Below are 15,255 nucleotides of genomic sequence, written 5' to 3'. Positions count from 1 at the left end.
AAATCATGAGTGCACAACCGGACTGGGCAACCTATATTGCCCAAATGGAACAGATTCTGGCGCTGGAACTGGACGACACGCGCCGCGCCGAACTGCTGACGCAGTTTAACCGTATCGCCGCGATGGCGCAGCCGCTGATGGCGCTGCCGCTGGACGATCGCCTGGAAGTGGCAGGAGTGTTTCATCCATGACGCTGGCAGCCTTATCAATTAGCCAGCTGCAGCAGGCACTGGCGCAGGGCGATCTCAGCGCGCGCGACATCGCACAACAGACGCTGGCCGCCATAGAACAGCATAACCCGGCCATCAACGCCTGGACCGCCGTCACCGCGCAGCGCATGCTGCGGGAAGCCGACCGGCTGGATCAGCAGCGTCAGCGCGGCGAGCCGCTGCCGGCGCTGGCTGGCATTCCCTATGCGGTAAAAAACCTGTTTGACGTCGCCGGTCAAAGCACGCTTGCCGGTGCCAGCCTGTTCAGCGAGCGGCCGGTGGCACAGCAGGATGCGTGGGCGGTCTCTAAGCTGCAGCAGAGCGGCGCGCTGCTCTCCGGCATGCTGAATATGGACGCCTACGCTTACGGCTTTACCACCGAGAACACCCATTATGGTGCGACGCGCAACCCGCGCGATCTGTCACGCGTGGCCGGCGGCTCATCTGGCGGTTCCGCGGCAGCCGTCGCTGCCGGGCTGGTGCACTTTTCACTCGGCACTGACACCAACGGCTCGATTCGCGTGCCTGCTTCGCTGTGCGGCATTTTCGGCCTGAAACCCACCTTTGGTCGCCTGTCGCGCAGCGGCAGCCATCCGTTTGTCGCCAGCCTCGATCACATCGGTCCGTTTGCCCGTTCGGTGGAAGATTTGAGTCTGGTTTACGATGCGCTGCAGGGCGGCGACGCCAGCGATGCGTTTCAGGCGGCGCGGCCTGCGGAACCGGTCAGTGACAGGCTCTCTGCTGGCAGCGAAAAGCTGCGCAGCGCGGTGCTGGGCGGCTTTTTTGCTGACTGGTGCAGCGATGAGGCGCGCGCGGCGGTGGCGGTAGCGGCCCGCGCGCTCGGCGCGACAGAAGAAGTGACGCTGCCGCAGGCCGAACTGGCGCGCTCGGCCGCGTTTATCATGACCGCGGCGGAAGGCGGCAATCACTATCTGCCGGCTCTGCGCACCCAGCCAGAACGCTTTGAGCCGAATTCACGCGAACGCCTGCTGGCTGGCGCGATGCTGCCCGCCGCGTGGTATGTGCAGGCCCAGCGTTTCCGCCGTCACTTCCAGCAGCAGGTGCTGCCGCTGTTCGACCATTACGACGTGCTGATCGCCCCGGCCACGCCCTGTACCGCCACCACCATCGGCCAGGAAACCATTCATATCAACGGTCAGGATTTGCCGACACGCGCCAGCATGGGCATGCTGACGCAGCCGATTTCGTTCCTCGGCCTGCCGGTGTGTAGCGTACCGCTGCTCACCGCCAGCGGTTTGCCGATTGGCCTGCAGCTGATTGCCGCGCCGTTTAACGAACAGCTGGCGCTGCGCGCCGCCTGGGCACTGCAGCAGCAGGGTGTGACGCTGCCACAAACCTCTTTTATGGATGCCTGAAGATGACACCTGAACATATCGATCGTCCGGCGATACTGGCTGAAGTCACCGCCGCGTTTTACCGCTACGAGCAGGCGCTGGTGAGCAATGATGTCGCGGTGCTAGACGAGCTGTTCTGGCACGATGCGCGTACGGTGCGACTCGGTGCCGGAGAGAATCTGTACGGGATTGACGAGATTCGCGCCTTTCGCGCGGCGCGTCCGTCAAAGGGGCTCGATCGCACGCTGCGCAATACGGTCATCACCACTTTTGGCGATGACTATGCAGTGTGCAGCACCGAATTCACCCGCGAGGGCGTAGAGAAGATCGGCCGTCAGCAGCAGACCTGGGTACGGCTGCCGTGCGGCTGGCGCATCGTGGCGGCGCAGGTGAGTTTGATGAGCTGACGCAGGCGCGAGTGTTGCCCTCTCCTGGCAAGAGAGGGCACACATCCGTGAAAGGTAAGGCCGCTCAGGCAGCCGGATGCGTCTTCATCCAGTGATCGGCAATCTGCTGACGCGTGCACACCCACACCTTGTCGTGCTGCTGAATATGGTCGAGGAAACGCTGCAGCGCGCGGAATTTCCCCGGACGCCCCAGCAGACGGCAGTGCATGCCAATCGACATCATCTTCGGCGCAGTCGCGCCCTCTTCATACAGCACATCAAAGGTATCGCGCAGATAGGTATAGAACTGCTCGGCGGTGTTGAATCCCTGCGGCGTGGCGAAGCGCATGTCGTTGCACTCCAGCGTATAGGGAATGATCAAATGCGGTTTCACCGTGCCGTCCTGACAGGTGACCTGCGTCCAGAACGGCAGATCGTCACCGTAGTAATCGCTGTCGTAGCTGAAGCCGCCCTGCTCGACCACCAGCCGCCGCGTATTGGGGCTGTCGCGCCCGGTATACCAGCCGGTGGGCGCTTTACCGAATAACTCGGTGAGCACGTCCACTGCCTGCTGCATGTGCTGACGCTCGGTTTTGGCATCCATCCCCTGATAGTGAATCCAGCGCCAGCCGTGGCTGACCACATCGTAATCGGCGGCTTTGATGGCCTCGACAATCTGCGGATGCCGCGCCAGCGCCATCGCGACGCCAAAGATGGTCAGCGGCAGGCCGCGCTGCTGAAACTCCTGATGGATGCGCCAGAAACCGGCACGCGAGCCGTACTCATACAGGGAATCCATCGACATGTGGCGATCGGCATAGCTGGCGGCACCGATGATGTCGGAGAGAAACTGCTCAGAGCCCGCGTCACCGTGCAGCACATTATTTTCAGCGCCCTCTTCATAGTTGAGCACGAACTGCACCGCCACCCGCGCCTCACCCGGCCACTGCGCGTGCGGCGGCTGGCCCGCATAACCAATCAGATCGCGCGGATAGTTTTTGTTGAAGCTGTACTCTTTCTTTTCAGATACATCACTCATTCTGCAAGTTCCTGTCATCAGTCCTCAACCAGCCCTTAGTTTAGGTGCTGAAATGCCGCGCTGAGTGGTTTTTTAATCGGGTAAGCCAGATCGCCGTGTTTGCTGGTACCAAAGCCCAGCGCCAGTAATGACTCGACCATTTTCACCGCCGCACTGACGCCATCAATCACCGGCAGGCCCAGCTCTTTAGTCAGGTCCTGCGCCAGCGACGCCATGCCGCCGCAGCCCAGCACAATCGCCCCGCTGCCATCTTCACGTTTCGCCTGCAGACAGCGTTCGCGCACTTTCTCCTGCGCGACGCCGCTGCCGTCCTCAAGCGCCAGCACCGGCAGATCAATGGCGTGCAGCGCGGCACAGTGATGGCTGAATCCGTACTGCTGCAGCAGATGGCGAGCGATCACCAGCGTGCGCGGCAGCGTGGTGACAATTGAAAAGCGCGTCGCCACCAGCGTCGCGGTGTGCATCGCCGCTTCGGCAATGCCAATCACCGGTCCGCTCGCCAGTTCGCGCGCCGCCAGCAGTCCCGGATCGCCAAAGCAGGCGATGATGTGGCCGCTGACGCCCTGCTCTTTGCCGCGTTTTACCTGTTCCAGCACGCCCACCGCGGCAATCACTTCATCAAAGTGTCCTTCAATAGAGGGCACGCCCTCGCTCGGGCACACCGCCACAATCTCCGTGCCAGGTGCGGCCACGGCGCGTGCCGCTGCGCCGATGGTCGCCGTCATGGTGGCGCTGGTATTCGGGTTGATCACCTGGATCAGGCTCATGATGCCGCTCCTTTATGACCGGCAAATAACCGGGTGAAATCAGGCAGGGTTTCGCCGCTGCGTTCAAAGTGCAGGCTGGCGACGATATGTTCGAAGTGATGCTGCAGCGCCGTGGTTAACGCCGGCAGATCGTTTTGCCGCAGCAGATCCACCAGCCGATCGTGATGATCGCAACGACAGCCGCGCTGCCACGGTGCACCGTAAGCGGCGATCACCAGTGAGGAGCGCTGCGTCAGGCGCGTCACCATGTCAGTCAGCACCTGGTTGCCGGAAATCGCCTGCAGCTGGATATGAAAAGCCGCAGACAGACGGATGGCGGCGGCTCCGTCGTGCTGCTGGTGCGCCTGCTGCTCGTCGGCAATTAAGCCACTCAGCGCGGCGAGATGCGGCGGCTGCAGATGCGCCAGCACCGCCGGCAGATTGGCGCACTCCAGCAGGCTGCGCGTGGCGAAGATGTCGCGCGCTTCCTCCACGCCCGGCGTCGCCACCTGTGCACCACGTCTGGGCGACAGGGTGATCATTTGCACCGCCGCGAGGCGCTGCAGCACCTTACGAATGCCGGTACGGCTGACGCCAAACACCTCCGACAGCGCCTCTTCCGGCAATTTGCTGCCCGGCGGCAGCTGGTGCTCCACGATGGCGTTCAGCAACGCCTGATAGATAGGTTCGTCTCTGTCATTCAGATCGGCAGCCGTTTTCAGGCCTGTTTCACTCTTCATTACCCGCTCCGGCAAGTGACTGTATGCAGACATCGTATACGTGAAATTCATTTTTTGTATACAAGAAATCAATTCTGGCCTGGATCCTGCAATACCGTTTCACGCTGTCATTATTTTTCCATGAAGTTAAGAGGAGCAGGTTTCATGCCAAATCATTCTGAAGTGACCTCTGCGGTGGCCTCTGAAGCCAACGCCCATTACAGCCCGCGTCTGTGTAACGACGACCTGGCGCCGACCCGCAACCAGAGCTGGTCGTGGTACAACATTTTTTCGTTCTGGATGTCGGACGTGCACAGCATGGGCGGCTATGTGGTGGCGGCCAGCTTCTTCACCCTCGGTCTGGCCAGCTGGCAAGTGCTGCTGTGTCTGCTGGTGGGAATTTGCATCGTGCAGCTGTGCGCTAACCTGGTGGCGAAGCCAAGCCAGATGGCCGGTGTGCCTTACGCGGTGATTTCGCGTCAGGCATTTGGCGTGTTCGGGGCCAACATCCCGGCGGTGATTCGCGGGCTGATCGCCTTCGCCTGGTACGGTATTCAGACCTATCTGGCGGCGAATGCGCTGATGCTGGTGCTGCTGAAGTTCTATCCGTCGTTAAGCAGCATGACGCAGAGCAGCTGGCTCGGCCTGTCGCAGCTTGGCTGGTGCTGTTTCGGCGTAATGTGGCTGCTGCAGGCGATGGTGTTCTGGCACGGCATGAGCGCGATCAAACGCTTTATTGATATCGCCGGTCCGGCGGTATACGTGGTGATGGTGGCGCTGGCGGGCTGGATTGTATACAAAACCGGTTTTGACGGTATCTCCTTCACCCTCGCCAGTAAATCACTGAGTGCGGGCGAGCAAACCTGGCAGATGATTACCGCGACCGCGCTGGTGGTCTCTTATTTCTCCGGTCCGCTGCTCAACTTTGGTGACTTCTCGCGCTACGGCAAAAGCATGGGTGAGATTCGCCGCGGCAACCGCTGGGGCCTGCCGTTCAACTTCCTGCTGTTTTCGATTGTGACCGTGGTCATTGTCTCGGGTACTCAGTCGCTGTTTGGCAAAATGATCACCGACCCGATTGAAACCGTGAGCATGGTAGGCAACGATGTGGCGGTCGCTATCGGGCTGCTGACCATGATTACCGCCACCATCGGCATCAATATCGTGGCGAACTTCGTTTCGCCAGCGTTTGATTTCTCTAACTGCTCACCGCAGAAGATCAGCTTCCGCGCCGGTGGCATGATCGCCGCCGTGGGTTCAGTGCTGCTGACGCCGTGGAATCTGTTCCAGTCGCCGGAGCTGATTCACTACACGCTTGATGTGCTGGGATCGTTTATCGGGCCGCTGTTTGGCATTCTGATCGCCGATTTCTACCTGATCAAACGCAGCAAGGTATACGTTGATGACCTGTTCAACGATACGCCAAAAGGCCGTTACTGGTATCGCGGCGGTTTCAATCCGAAAGCGATTGCTGCACTGCTGCCTTCCGTCGGCATTTGTCTGGTGATTAGCTTTATTCCGTCCCTGCACGCGGTGGCGAACTTCAGCTGGTTCATCGGCGTGGCGCTGGGCGCTGGCTGCTACCGCTGGCTGGCGCGCGCCGAACGTGAGGTGCCGCAAGCCAGCTATCGTGCGGAAGTGGCGGTACAGAAGGATTAATGCGCTGGCGGTCGCCATGAATGGCGACCGTACGCCAGATGGGTATGATTTAGAAAAGCAAAAAGCCGATGCATTGCTGCATCGGCTTCTTTAAAGAGATTGGCGGAACGGACGGGGCTCGAACCCGCGACCCCCTGCGTGACAGGCAGGTATTCTAACCAACTGAACTACCGCTCCGCGCTTTGTTCCCCGTCGGGAACGAGGCGCATATTAATGGCAGCCTCATCCCTCGTCAACGCTTTTTGCAGGGGAATCTCTCGTTTGCCGCTTTTTTCAGCTTAACGACGCTTTCCCACGCAAAATCAGCGGCTTCAGGCGCGCCACAGGCAGCTGCCGCCCTTCTTTTGCACCAGATCGAGCCGGCTCTCATGCGCCATTATCTCTTCATCACTGGCGCTAACCACGCGCAGGCCGGCGCCCGGACGAACGATGCGCTGTATATGCTCGCCTGCCACCTGATTGCTCTGCTCGCCTTCCATCGAAAACGCCAGCGAGGTCTGGCCGCCGGTCATGGTGAGGAACACTTCGGCCAGAATCTCGGCATCAAGCAAAGCGCCGTGCAGCGTACGTTTGCTGTTGTCGATCTCGAAACGGTTACACAGCGCATCCAGGCTGTTGCGCTTGCCCGGGAACATTTTACGCGCCATCGCCAGGCTATCGGTGATCTGACAGAAGGTTTCTGTCTTGCCGATGTCACGCTGCAGCATGGCAAATTCGTAATCCATAAAGCCGATGTCGAACGAAGCGTTATGGATCACCAGCTCCGCGCCGCGAATGTAATCGAGGAATTCATCGGCGATTTGCGCAAAGGTCGGTTTATCGGCGAGGAATTCATCGGCAATACCGTGAACGCCGAACGCTTCCGGATCCACCAGCCGATCGGGCTTGAGGTACATGTGGAAGTTGTTGCCGGTCAGGCGACGGTTGATCACCTCAACCGCACCGATTTCAATGATGCGATGTCCTTCGTAATGCACCCCGATCATGTTCATGCCGGTGGTTTCGGTATCAAGGACGATCTGGCGGTTATTTGCAGTGCTCATAGGACTCGTTTTATGTCAGACTTGGCGTTTTGTCAGAAGGAAGTCTACCAGAGATGCGCAAACAGGTAGAAATATTCACCGATGGATCCTGCCTGGGCAATCCCGGTCCCGGCGGCTACGGCGCCATTCTTCGCTACCGCCAGCACGAGAAATTATTCAGCGCCGGCTATCGCCTTACTACCAATAATCGCATGGAGCTGATGGCGGCCATTGTGGCACTGGAAGCGCTGACCCAGCCGTGTGACGTGGTGCTCAGCACCGACAGCCAGTACGTGCGCCAGGGCATCACCAGCTGGATTCACAACTGGAAAAAGCGCGGCTGGAAAACCGCAGAAAAGAAGCCGGTGAAGAACGTTGATCTGTGGCAGCGACTCGACGCGGCGCTCAGTACCCATCAGATTCAGTGGGAGTGGGTAAAAGGCCATGCCGGTCATCCCGAGAACGAACGCTGCGATGAACTGGCACGCAGCGCTGCCGGCAATCCTTCCCTCGACGATATTGGCTATCAGGTTGAGTCCTGATCGCTGGCTTCACGAAACTGCCGCGTGGCATTGACCGCTGGCCGTAACTGGGTTTTGCCGGGCATCATCTTCACTTTGCCCGGCGTCAGCGGGAAGGTGCGCTTACGCGCAACCACGATGTTCAGACAGCCCAGCGCCGGCAGGTGCGTGCTGATCATCTTGCCGCCCTGGCGGTGCCACGGCACCACCTGAAAGCGCGTACGATACACCACTTCATAGTTGAGTAAGCTCAGCCAGTCGAGCAGGCGCACCTGGCTGAACATCCGTCCGCTCCACGGTGCGCGGCGCTGTAATCCGGGCAGGCCTTTACTGATGCCCAGCAGGCTGAACGGATTGAAGCCGCTGATAATCATCCAGCCGTCATCAATCAGTACGCGATCCACTTCGCGCAGGACGCGGTGCGGATCCTGGCTCCAGGCCAACGTGTGCGCCAGCAGACAGGCATCAATCGATTTGGCTTCAAACGGCAACTGTGTTGCGCTGGCGATGACGTGCAGCCCATCGCCCTCATCGCCCACATTAACCTGATGCGATATGGCACACTGGCGGGTATTGATTTCTGCGCTGAGGCTGCCAATTTTAAGCATATGAAAGCCGTACAGCTTGCCGAGATACGGTTGCAGTTGCTGGGTTAACGCGTCGCGGAAATAGTCGCCCCAGGGCATATCCTGCCAGGAGCGCGGCGCAGTCAGGATTTGGCGTGTTTTCGCTGGCTTCATGCTCTACCATTTTCCTTCTTCTACGACCTGAGAGGTGTTTATGAATCTTACCAGTATTCCCGCGTTGCAGGATAACTACATCTGGACACTGAACGATGAACAGGGACGCTGTCTGATCGTCGATCCGGGTGAAGCCCGGCCGGTGCTGGAAAAAATTCGCGCCAATCACTGGCAGCCGCAGGCCATTCTGCTGACCCATCATCATCACGATCACGTGGGCGGCGTTAGCGAACTGCTGGAGCACTATCCGCAACTTGAGGTTTATGGTCCGCAGGAGACCGCCGATAAAGGCGCGCGCACTATTCTCAGTGACGGTGATGAATTTACGCTGCTCGGGCTAAATTTCCGCGTCATCGCAACGCCTGGACACACTTTAGGACATATCTCATATTTCAGCTCACCTTATCTTTTCTGTGGCGATACGATGTTTTCGGGTGGCTGCGGACGACTGTTCGAAGGCACTGCGCAGCAAATGTTTGAGTCGTTTCAGGCGCTTAATCAACTCCCTGCCGATACGCTTATCTGCTGTGCGCATGAATACACTTTATCCAATATGAAGTTTGCTGCGGCTATTCTGCCTCAGGACCCGAAAATTTTGGCAAGGTATCAGCAAATTAAGGACTTACGCGCAGAAAATCGCATTAGTTTGCCCACAAAACTGGCGCTTGAGCGTGAAATAAATTTATTCCTGCGTACGCAAGATCCTGATTTGCAAAAGGCTTTAGGCATTAATGTGTCGTCGGCTCCGTTATGGCAGACTTTTGCCGATCTACGCGAGAAGAAAGACCGTTTTTGATATTTCTGGTTGTGTTGTGCCGGTCGCTAACGTATAGTTGCTCGTCTTTTAAGCGAACTATTGACACACACATGAAGGCTAAAGCGATATTACTCGCCTCGGTCTTGCTGGTTGGATGTCAGGCATCAAGGAATGACGCCAGTATCCCGGTACAGCATGCACAGAGTCTGTCTTCAGCTGGTCAAGGTGAAAATGGAAAGTACGGAGATCGCTTGTTGTCGCCGCGCTGGCAAGATGATGGAACCAGCCTTGCAGAAGACACTGATCTCTGGAATCACATTAGTGACGAGTTGAAGATGGGGATTCCGGAAAACCCGCGAATCCGCGAACAAAAAACAAAGTACTTAAAAAATAAGAGCTATCTCCACGATGTAACATTACGGGCAGAGCCGTACATGTACTGGATTGTCGAGCAGATACAGAAACGTAAAATGCCGATGGAACTGGTACTGCTACCCATAGTGGAGAGCGCTTTTGACCCACACGCAACCTCTTCTGCGAATGCCGCTGGCATCTGGCAGATCGTTGCGCAAACGGGCAAAAACTATGGTTTGAAACAGAACCAATGGTACGACGGACGCCGCGATGTGGTGGCCTCAACCAAAGTTGCGCTGGATATGATGCAGCGTCTGAACGGCATGTTTGACGGTGACTGGTTACTGACCATCGCCGCCTACAACAGCGGTGAAGGACGTGTGCTGAAGGCGATGAAACAGAACAAGGCGCGCGGTAAGCCGACTGACTTCTGGCATTTGTCGCTGCCACGCGAGACCACGGTTTACGTACCTAAAATGCTGGCCCTGAGTGATATTCTCAAGAACAGCAAGCGTTACGGTATTAAGCTGCCAACCGCCAATGAGAGCCGTGCACTGGCTCGCGTTGAAGTGGGACAGCAGATTGAACTGACGCAGGCCGCAGATATGGCTGGTATGTCGCTCAGCAAGCTGAAGACATTCAATGCCGGGTATAAAAACGGCACCACCGCGCCAAACGGACCGCACTATATTATGGTGCCAAAGTCCAACGTGGCCCAGCTGCGCAATTCACTGGCTTCCGGTGATATTGCTGCGGTACAGCCCGGCGAGCTGGCGAAAGTCAGCGCTGCAGGCAATAGCTATAAGGTCCGCAAAGGCGACACCTTATCGGGCATTGCCAGTAAGCTTGGCGTGAGCGTTAGTGCACTGAAGCAGCAGAATAACCTGCGCAGTGCGTCAGTACGCATCGGTCAGACACTGACCGTTGGCAGCAAAGCTGGCGCGTCGCAGCTGGCGGATAACGGCAACAGCATCACCTATCGTGTACGTAAGGGTGATTCTTTTGCCAGTATCGCCAAACGTCACGGTGTTAACACCAAAGACGTGATGCGCTGGAACAGTGACGCTAAAGACATTCAGCCCGGCGACAAGCTGACGCTGTTTGTGAAGAATAGCGCAACACCCGATACCTGATGCACCGAAAAGGCTGACTTTTGTCAGCCTTTTTCATTATTTACCTTTTCCCGTTCCCGCAGTCCGACACACTCACGCGTAAACCTCGTTATTATCGCCGTTGCGCCATGCCTTTAGCAGTCTGAAGTGGCTTATTGAGCAGGGTGCGGCATCAGCGCAGTGAATCATTCGCCTTTGGCGCGCCGCGCCTGGCTTAACGTTTAGCCGCGCCGGGACTGAATTCAACCAGCAGAGGATTGTGGTCAGAGGCACGCGTCACCAGCACCGACGCCTCGCTGACTTTCATGTCGCGGTAAAAGACAAAATCCAGCGGGCGGCCAAATGCCTTGCGTCGATGATCATCAGTAAAGTTTACTTCGCGCAGCGCCATCTCACGGGCAAAGCGGTAGAGCGCGTTCATACGCTGGCGGCTCCAGGCATTGAAGTCGCCGGCCATGATCACCGGCCCGCGATGATGCTGGATTTGCTCGCCAATCGGCCCCAGCTGTTTGCTGTACACATCAACGCCGAGGCTGAAATTGACCGCATGAATGTTCACCACCATCAGCATTTCGCCGGTGGGAAGCGGATAGGCAGTGACCAGAGCGGATTTAGACAGCCTCAGTAGCGGCTCACGTTCACGCAGCGGACAGCAGTAGACCGGATGGGCAGAAGCCAGCGTCATGACGCCAGAGGGGTGTTGTGGCAGCACAAAGGCCGGTACCTGATCGGCCGCAAGATAATTGCTGGTGGCGAACTGCACCAGTTCCGGTGTGGTCTGCGCCTCCTGCAGCAGCACCAGATGGGCATCTTTGCCGAAGCCCTGCAGTACTGACATCCAGTCTGCCCGCTGCTGTTTGAATATATTCCACACCAGCACGCGCAGGGTTGGGTCGGCTGGCAGCGGTGCACCGGGCGGTAACGCCTGCCCAAGATGCAGCATCGCCCCTGGCGGAAAAATCCGCTCAGCAGGCTGACCTGCTACATACCGCATTGCATAAGTTTTTTTTCGCACTGTCCCGCCTGGCTGATTTTCGACTACAACTTCACCTGACTGTTATAGGGATTTTAGCGCGGGGTTTCAATTGCTGTTATTGATTGTCGGAATTCGCCTCACAGCCAGCAACGGCAACAGCCCGCCATGCGGCAGGCTGTTGTGTGGCTTATTCAATGATCGCTGCCGCACGCGGCTTATCCAGCTGGCCACTGAGGCGGACCAGCAGCAGAGCCGCAAACACGATGACGGCACCCACCCATGGCGTGTGCGCCAGACCGTAATGTTCCACGATGTGACCGCCGACGGTTGAACCCAGTGCGATGCCAATATTAAAGGCCGCGATATTCAGCCCTGACGCGACATCAACTGCGCCTGGCGCATAGTGTTCAGCCTTTTGCACCACGTAAACCTGCAGGCCAGGTACGTTAGCAAAGGCAAAGACGCCCATCACCAGCACCGTGAGCAGCGCGAGGTAATGCATGCTGGCGGTGAACTGGAATACCACTAACAGAATGGCCAGCGCGATAAAAATCAGCGTCAGCGCCGGTACCGCCCCGCGGCGATCGGCGAGCCTGCCGCCCCAGATATTCCCGATCGCCACTGCAATACCGTACCCCAGCAGCACGCCGCTGACGGCGGTCGGCGAGAAACCGGCCAGTGACTGCATCATCGGTGCCAGGAAGGTAAAGGTGGTAAAGATGCCACCGTAGCCCAGCGCGGTAATCGCGTAAATCAGCAGCAGACGCGGATTGATCATCACCGCGGCCTGCTGTGCCAGGGAGGTGGCAGGCGGCTGTGCGATGTTACGCGGTACCAGTATCATACTGCTGACCAGTGCAATCACGCCCAGCAGAGAAACCGCCAGAAAACTTTCACGCCAGCCAAAATGCTGACCAATCAGTGTGCCAAGCGGTACGCCGGTGACCAGCGCCACGGTTAAGCCGCCAAACATGATGGCTATCGCACTGGCGGCCTTCTCTTTGCTTACCAGGCTGGTCGCAATGGTTGAGCCGACGGAGAAGAAAACGCCGTGCGCCAGTCCGGTCAGCAGACGTGCCATCACCAGCGTTTCATAGTTGGGTGCCAGCCAGGCCACCAGATTACCGACGGTAAACAGCGCCATCAGACCCATCAGCAACTGCTTGCGCGGCAGCTTGCCGGTTAAGGCGGTGAGCACTGGCGCGCCGACGGCTACGCCAAGCGCGTAGATGGATACCAGCATCCCGGCAGAAGGTAACGTAATGCTGAGCTGTTCAGCGATGGTCGGAATCAGCCCGACGATAACAAACTCGGTGGTTCCGATAGCGAAGGCGCTGATGGTCAGCGCCCAGAGTGCAAGTGGCATGGTTGACTCCCAATAATGTTTTGATGGGCGTCATTATCGACTCGTGCTTTAATAACAAAAAGAAGCAAAGTAACAATAAACTTTTGCCTGAGGAGGCATAATGAAGGCATCTTCAGAGGAGTTAAAAGTCTTTATCGCTGTGGTGGAAAGCGGCAGTTTTAGCCGTGCAGCGGAGCAGTTACAGATGGCCAATTCAGCGGTGAGCCGCACGGTGAAGAAGCTGGAGAACAAGCTTGGCGTGTCGCTGCTGACGCGTACCACCCGTCAGCTGGCGCTGACTTATGAAGGCGAACTCTATTTCCGGCGCGTGCAGAGGCTGATCCTTGAGATGGCGACAGCAGAGAATGAGCTGATTGAGCGCCAGCAGGCGCCACAGGGTGTGCTGCGCATCGACGCGGCAACACCGGTGATCCTTAACCTGCTGATGCCGATGATTAAACCCTTTCGCGAGCGCTATCCGGCGGTCACGCTATCGCTAATCTCCTCTGAAAGCTTTATCAACCTGATCGATCGTAAAGTGGATGTCGCTATTCGTGCCGGAGATTTAACCGACTCCACGCTGCGTGCCCGGCTGCTGTTCACCAGCTATCGTAAAATGGTCGCTACGCCAGCTTATCTGGCGAAATATGGTACGCCGGCGTCGGTGGAGGCGCTGGCACAGCATCAGTGCCTCGGCTTTGTCGAGACGCCTCGTCTCAATCGCTGGCCCGTGTCGGCTAATGGCAGCGATCTGTATGAAATTGACGCGGCGATGTCATCAAACAGCGGAGAGACGATCAAGCAGCTGTGCCTTAACGATCAGGGTATCGCCTGCCTGTCGGACTTTATGGTGAATGCGGAAATTGCGGCGGGCACTTTTGCTGAGGTGCTGGCGCACCAGTCGGTACCGGTTGAGATGCCTTTTAATGCGGTGTATTACAGCGATTTAGGGGTGAGCCAGCGCGTGCGGGCCTTTATTGATTTTCTCAGCGAGTGGGTCAGAGATCAGCCCTGGCGCGTGCAGGGCTGATGCATGGGAGAATTAATCCCAGTCTGGTGCCAGGCCTTCCGGGCTGACCAGACGCTGCTGGCGATCCAGCGCGGCGATCTGCGCCATGTCGTCCGCATCCAGCGTCAGCTCCTGCGCCGCCATATTGCTGGCCAGGTTCTCACGCTTGGTTGAGGAGGGGATCACGGCATAACCCAGTGCCAGTGCCCACGCCAGGACGACCTGCGCGGGTGTGGCCTGATGTTTCTGCGCAATCTGCTTTATCACCTGTTCTTTTAACGCTTCGCCATACGCCAGCGTCATGTATGAAGTGATATGAATGCCCTGCTGTTTCGCGAAGTCCACGACCTGGCGATTTTGCAGGAACGGGTGCAGCTCAATCTGGTTGGTCGCAATGTTCTCTGCGCCCACAGCGGCAATGGCCTCTTTCATCAGGGCAATCGGGAAGTTGGAGATACCAATCTGACGCGTCAACCCCGCCTCTTTCGCTGCCATCAATGCCTGCATGCTCTCTTTGACTGATACCGCTGCACCCGGCGAAGGCCAGTGAATCAGCGTCAAATCGACATAGTCGGTACGCAGTTTCGCCAGGCTCTGCTGCAGGCTGGGGATCAGTTTGTCGGCGGCGAGATTCTCAATCCAGATTTTAGTGGTGATAAACAGCTCATCACGTGCCACGCCGCTTTCGGCAATAGCCTGACCTACGGCAGCTTCGTTTTCATAAATTTGAGCGGTATCGATAGTGCGATAACCGAGTTCCAGTGCGGTTTTCACTGAATGAATAACGATGTCGTCCTGCAGACGAAATGTTCCTAAACCAAAAGCGGGGATTGTCATGTTTTCCTCATCATTGCGTTGAATGTTGTGATAAGGCGTATTGTGGCAGGATTATTGTTGCTGAAAAATCCGCTTATGAGCAGAGGAATTTTGCGTTTTACTCAACAATAGCGGGTTTTTAGCGGATATGAAAAAGCCCTGACTTCGCAGTCAGGGCTTCTCAATTTAAGTGGCGGAACGGACGGGGCTCGAACCCGCGACCCCCTGCGTGACAGGCAGGTATTCTAACCAACTGAACTACCGCTCCACCGATTCTGTACTGATATCAGACCGTCGCTGATTTCAGGTGTTTCGCCCTTTCCGCGTCACCGGGAAGGTCACGACCCGATTAGGGGTCTTAAATTGATGCCTGGCAGTTCCCTACTCTCGCATGGGGAGGCCCCACACTACCATCGGCGCTACGGCGTTTCACTTCTGAGTTCGGCATGGGGTCAGGTGGGACCACCGCGCTGTTGCCGCCAGGCAAATT

15 protein-coding genes, 2 tRNA genes, 1 rRNA gene and 1 pseudogene are annotated in these 15,255 nt (G+C 57.5%); 8 read left to right on the top strand and 11 right to left on the bottom strand.

The window, feature by feature from the left end:
* The first annotated feature begins 5 nt into the window (after window positions 1–5).
* From hpxX to hpxZ, 3 genes are read left to right on the top strand one after another with little or no spacing between them, the layout of a single operon-like run.
* Window positions 6–191, top strand: coding sequence for an oxalurate catabolism protein HpxX (hpxX, locus tag F3J41_RS00095; protein ID WP_010616983.1), 186 nt, complete (start codon window positions 6–8; stop codon window positions 189–191).
* Window positions 188–1,585, top strand: coding sequence for an AtzE family amidohydrolase (locus tag F3J41_RS00090; protein WP_166709616.1), 1,398 nt, complete (start codon window positions 188–190; stop codon window positions 1,583–1,585). The genes hpxX and F3J41_RS00090 overlap by 4 nt, the downstream gene beginning before the upstream one ends.
* A gap of 2 nt (window positions 1,586–1,587) precedes the next feature.
* Window positions 1,588–1,971 carry an oxalurate catabolism protein HpxZ gene (gene hpxZ / locus F3J41_RS00085; RefSeq protein ID WP_058769325.1) on the top strand — a complete coding sequence of 128 codons (384 nt, stop codon included), beginning with the start codon at window positions 1,588–1,590 and terminating at the stop codon, window positions 1,969–1,971.
* A gap of 64 nt (window positions 1,972–2,035) precedes the next feature.
* On the opposite strand, the gene puuE is transcribed toward hpxZ, so the two are convergent.
* Genes puuE through F3J41_RS00070 form a run of 3 tightly spaced genes read right to left on the bottom strand, consistent with a single transcriptional unit; the run spans window position 2,036 to window position 4,475 of the window.
* The gene (gene puuE, locus F3J41_RS00080) at window positions 2,036–2,989 is read right to left on the bottom strand and encodes an allantoinase PuuE (RefSeq protein WP_021507302.1); all 954 of its coding nucleotides are present in this window, start codon (window positions 2,987–2,989) and stop codon (window positions 2,036–2,038) included.
* A 35-nt stretch (window positions 2,990–3,024) separates the two neighbouring features.
* Window positions 3,025–3,756, bottom strand: a complete 732-nt coding sequence (gene hpxA / locus F3J41_RS00075) for an allantoin racemase (protein ID WP_166709614.1) — start codon at window positions 3,754–3,756, stop codon at window positions 3,025–3,027.
* Entirely contained in the window at window positions 3,753–4,475 is a 723-nt protein-coding gene (locus F3J41_RS00070; RefSeq protein ID WP_058769324.1) for a GntR family transcriptional regulator, read from the bottom strand. The genes hpxA and F3J41_RS00070 overlap by 4 nt, the downstream gene beginning before the upstream one ends.
* Before the next feature lie 144 nt (window positions 4,476–4,619).
* Between F3J41_RS00070 and F3J41_RS00065 the strand changes: the two genes are divergently transcribed.
* The gene (locus F3J41_RS00065) at window positions 4,620–6,113 is read left to right on the top strand and encodes an NCS1 family nucleobase:cation symporter-1 (RefSeq protein WP_166709613.1); all 1,494 of its coding nucleotides are present in this window, start codon (window positions 4,620–4,622) and stop codon (window positions 6,111–6,113) included.
* A 100-nt stretch (window positions 6,114–6,213) separates the two neighbouring features.
* On the opposite strand, the gene F3J41_RS00060 is transcribed toward F3J41_RS00065, so the two are convergent.
* Both F3J41_RS00060 and dnaQ read right to left on the bottom strand, forming a co-directional pair.
* Window positions 6,214–6,290 (bottom strand) — tRNA-Asp (locus F3J41_RS00060).
* Window positions 6,291–6,424: 134 nt separating this feature from the next.
* Window positions 6,425–7,156, bottom strand: coding sequence for a DNA polymerase III subunit epsilon (gene dnaQ / locus F3J41_RS00055; protein WP_058776026.1), 732 nt, complete (start codon window positions 7,154–7,156; stop codon window positions 6,425–6,427).
* Between dnaQ and rnhA the strand changes: the two are divergent.
* Window positions 7,110–7,677 (top strand): annotated as a pseudogene (rnhA, locus tag F3J41_RS00050) (ribonuclease HI). The gene dnaQ and the pseudogene rnhA overlap by 47 nt on opposite strands.
* Here the strand turns inward: rnhA and F3J41_RS00045 are convergent.
* Complete coding sequence (locus F3J41_RS00045) at window positions 7,662–8,396, bottom strand: class I SAM-dependent methyltransferase (protein WP_021507307.1); 735 nt, start codon at window positions 8,394–8,396, stop codon at window positions 7,662–7,664. The pseudogene rnhA and the gene F3J41_RS00045 sit on opposite strands and share 16 nt — an antisense overlap.
* A gap of 40 nt (window positions 8,397–8,436) precedes the next feature.
* Here F3J41_RS00045 and gloB point away from each other — a divergent pair, with 40 nt between their 5' ends.
* Together gloB and mltD are read left to right on the top strand one after the other, a co-directional pair.
* The gene (gloB, locus tag F3J41_RS00040; protein WP_166709611.1) at window positions 8,437–9,192 is read left to right on the top strand and encodes a hydroxyacylglutathione hydrolase; all 756 of its coding nucleotides are present in this window, start codon (window positions 8,437–8,439) and stop codon (window positions 9,190–9,192) included.
* 71 nt (window positions 9,193–9,263) lie between these two features.
* Window positions 9,264–10,640, top strand: a complete 1,377-nt coding sequence (gene mltD / locus F3J41_RS00035; protein ID WP_031279674.1) for a murein transglycosylase D — start codon at window positions 9,264–9,266, stop codon at window positions 10,638–10,640.
* A 193-nt stretch (window positions 10,641–10,833) separates the two neighbouring features.
* Here mltD and F3J41_RS00030 read toward each other — a convergent pair whose 3' ends face one another.
* Window positions 10,834–11,634 (bottom strand): endonuclease/exonuclease/phosphatase family protein, encoded by an 801-nt coding sequence (locus F3J41_RS00030; RefSeq protein WP_031279675.1) that lies wholly within the window; start codon window positions 11,632–11,634, stop codon window positions 10,834–10,836.
* Between the two features lie 148 nt (window positions 11,635–11,782).
* Entirely contained in the window at window positions 11,783–12,961 is a 1,179-nt protein-coding gene (locus F3J41_RS00025) for an MFS transporter (protein ID WP_058769322.1), read from the bottom strand.
* A gap of 100 nt (window positions 12,962–13,061) precedes the next feature.
* Here F3J41_RS00025 and yafC point away from each other — a divergent pair, with 100 nt between their 5' ends.
* Window positions 13,062–13,970 carry a DNA-binding transcriptional regulator YafC gene (yafC, locus tag F3J41_RS00020; protein ID WP_104092600.1) on the top strand — a complete coding sequence of 303 codons (909 nt, stop codon included), beginning with the start codon at window positions 13,062–13,064 and terminating at the stop codon, window positions 13,968–13,970.
* A 12-nt stretch (window positions 13,971–13,982) separates the two neighbouring features.
* Here yafC and dkgB read toward each other — a convergent pair whose 3' ends face one another.
* From dkgB to rrf, 3 genes are all read right to left on the bottom strand, one after another.
* The gene (gene dkgB / locus F3J41_RS00015; protein WP_152391331.1) at window positions 13,983–14,786 is read right to left on the bottom strand and encodes a 2,5-didehydrogluconate reductase DkgB; all 804 of its coding nucleotides are present in this window, start codon (window positions 14,784–14,786) and stop codon (window positions 13,983–13,985) included.
* A gap of 170 nt (window positions 14,787–14,956) precedes the next feature.
* Window positions 14,957–15,033 (bottom strand) — tRNA-Asp (locus F3J41_RS00010).
* Window positions 15,034–15,133: 100 nt separating this feature from the next.
* Window positions 15,134–15,249: ribosomal RNA gene (gene rrf, locus F3J41_RS00005) — 5S ribosomal RNA — on the bottom strand.
* Between the last annotated feature and the right edge of the window lie 6 nt (window positions 15,250–15,255).

Source organism: Pantoea sp. Ap-870, from assembly GCF_011752515.1.
GTDB classification, from domain to species: domain Bacteria; phylum Pseudomonadota; class Gammaproteobacteria; order Enterobacterales; family Enterobacteriaceae; genus Pantoea; species Pantoea dispersa.
The sequence above is the reverse complement of the archived record's forward strand: the minus strand, read 5'-3'. Positions and strand labels throughout refer to the sequence as shown.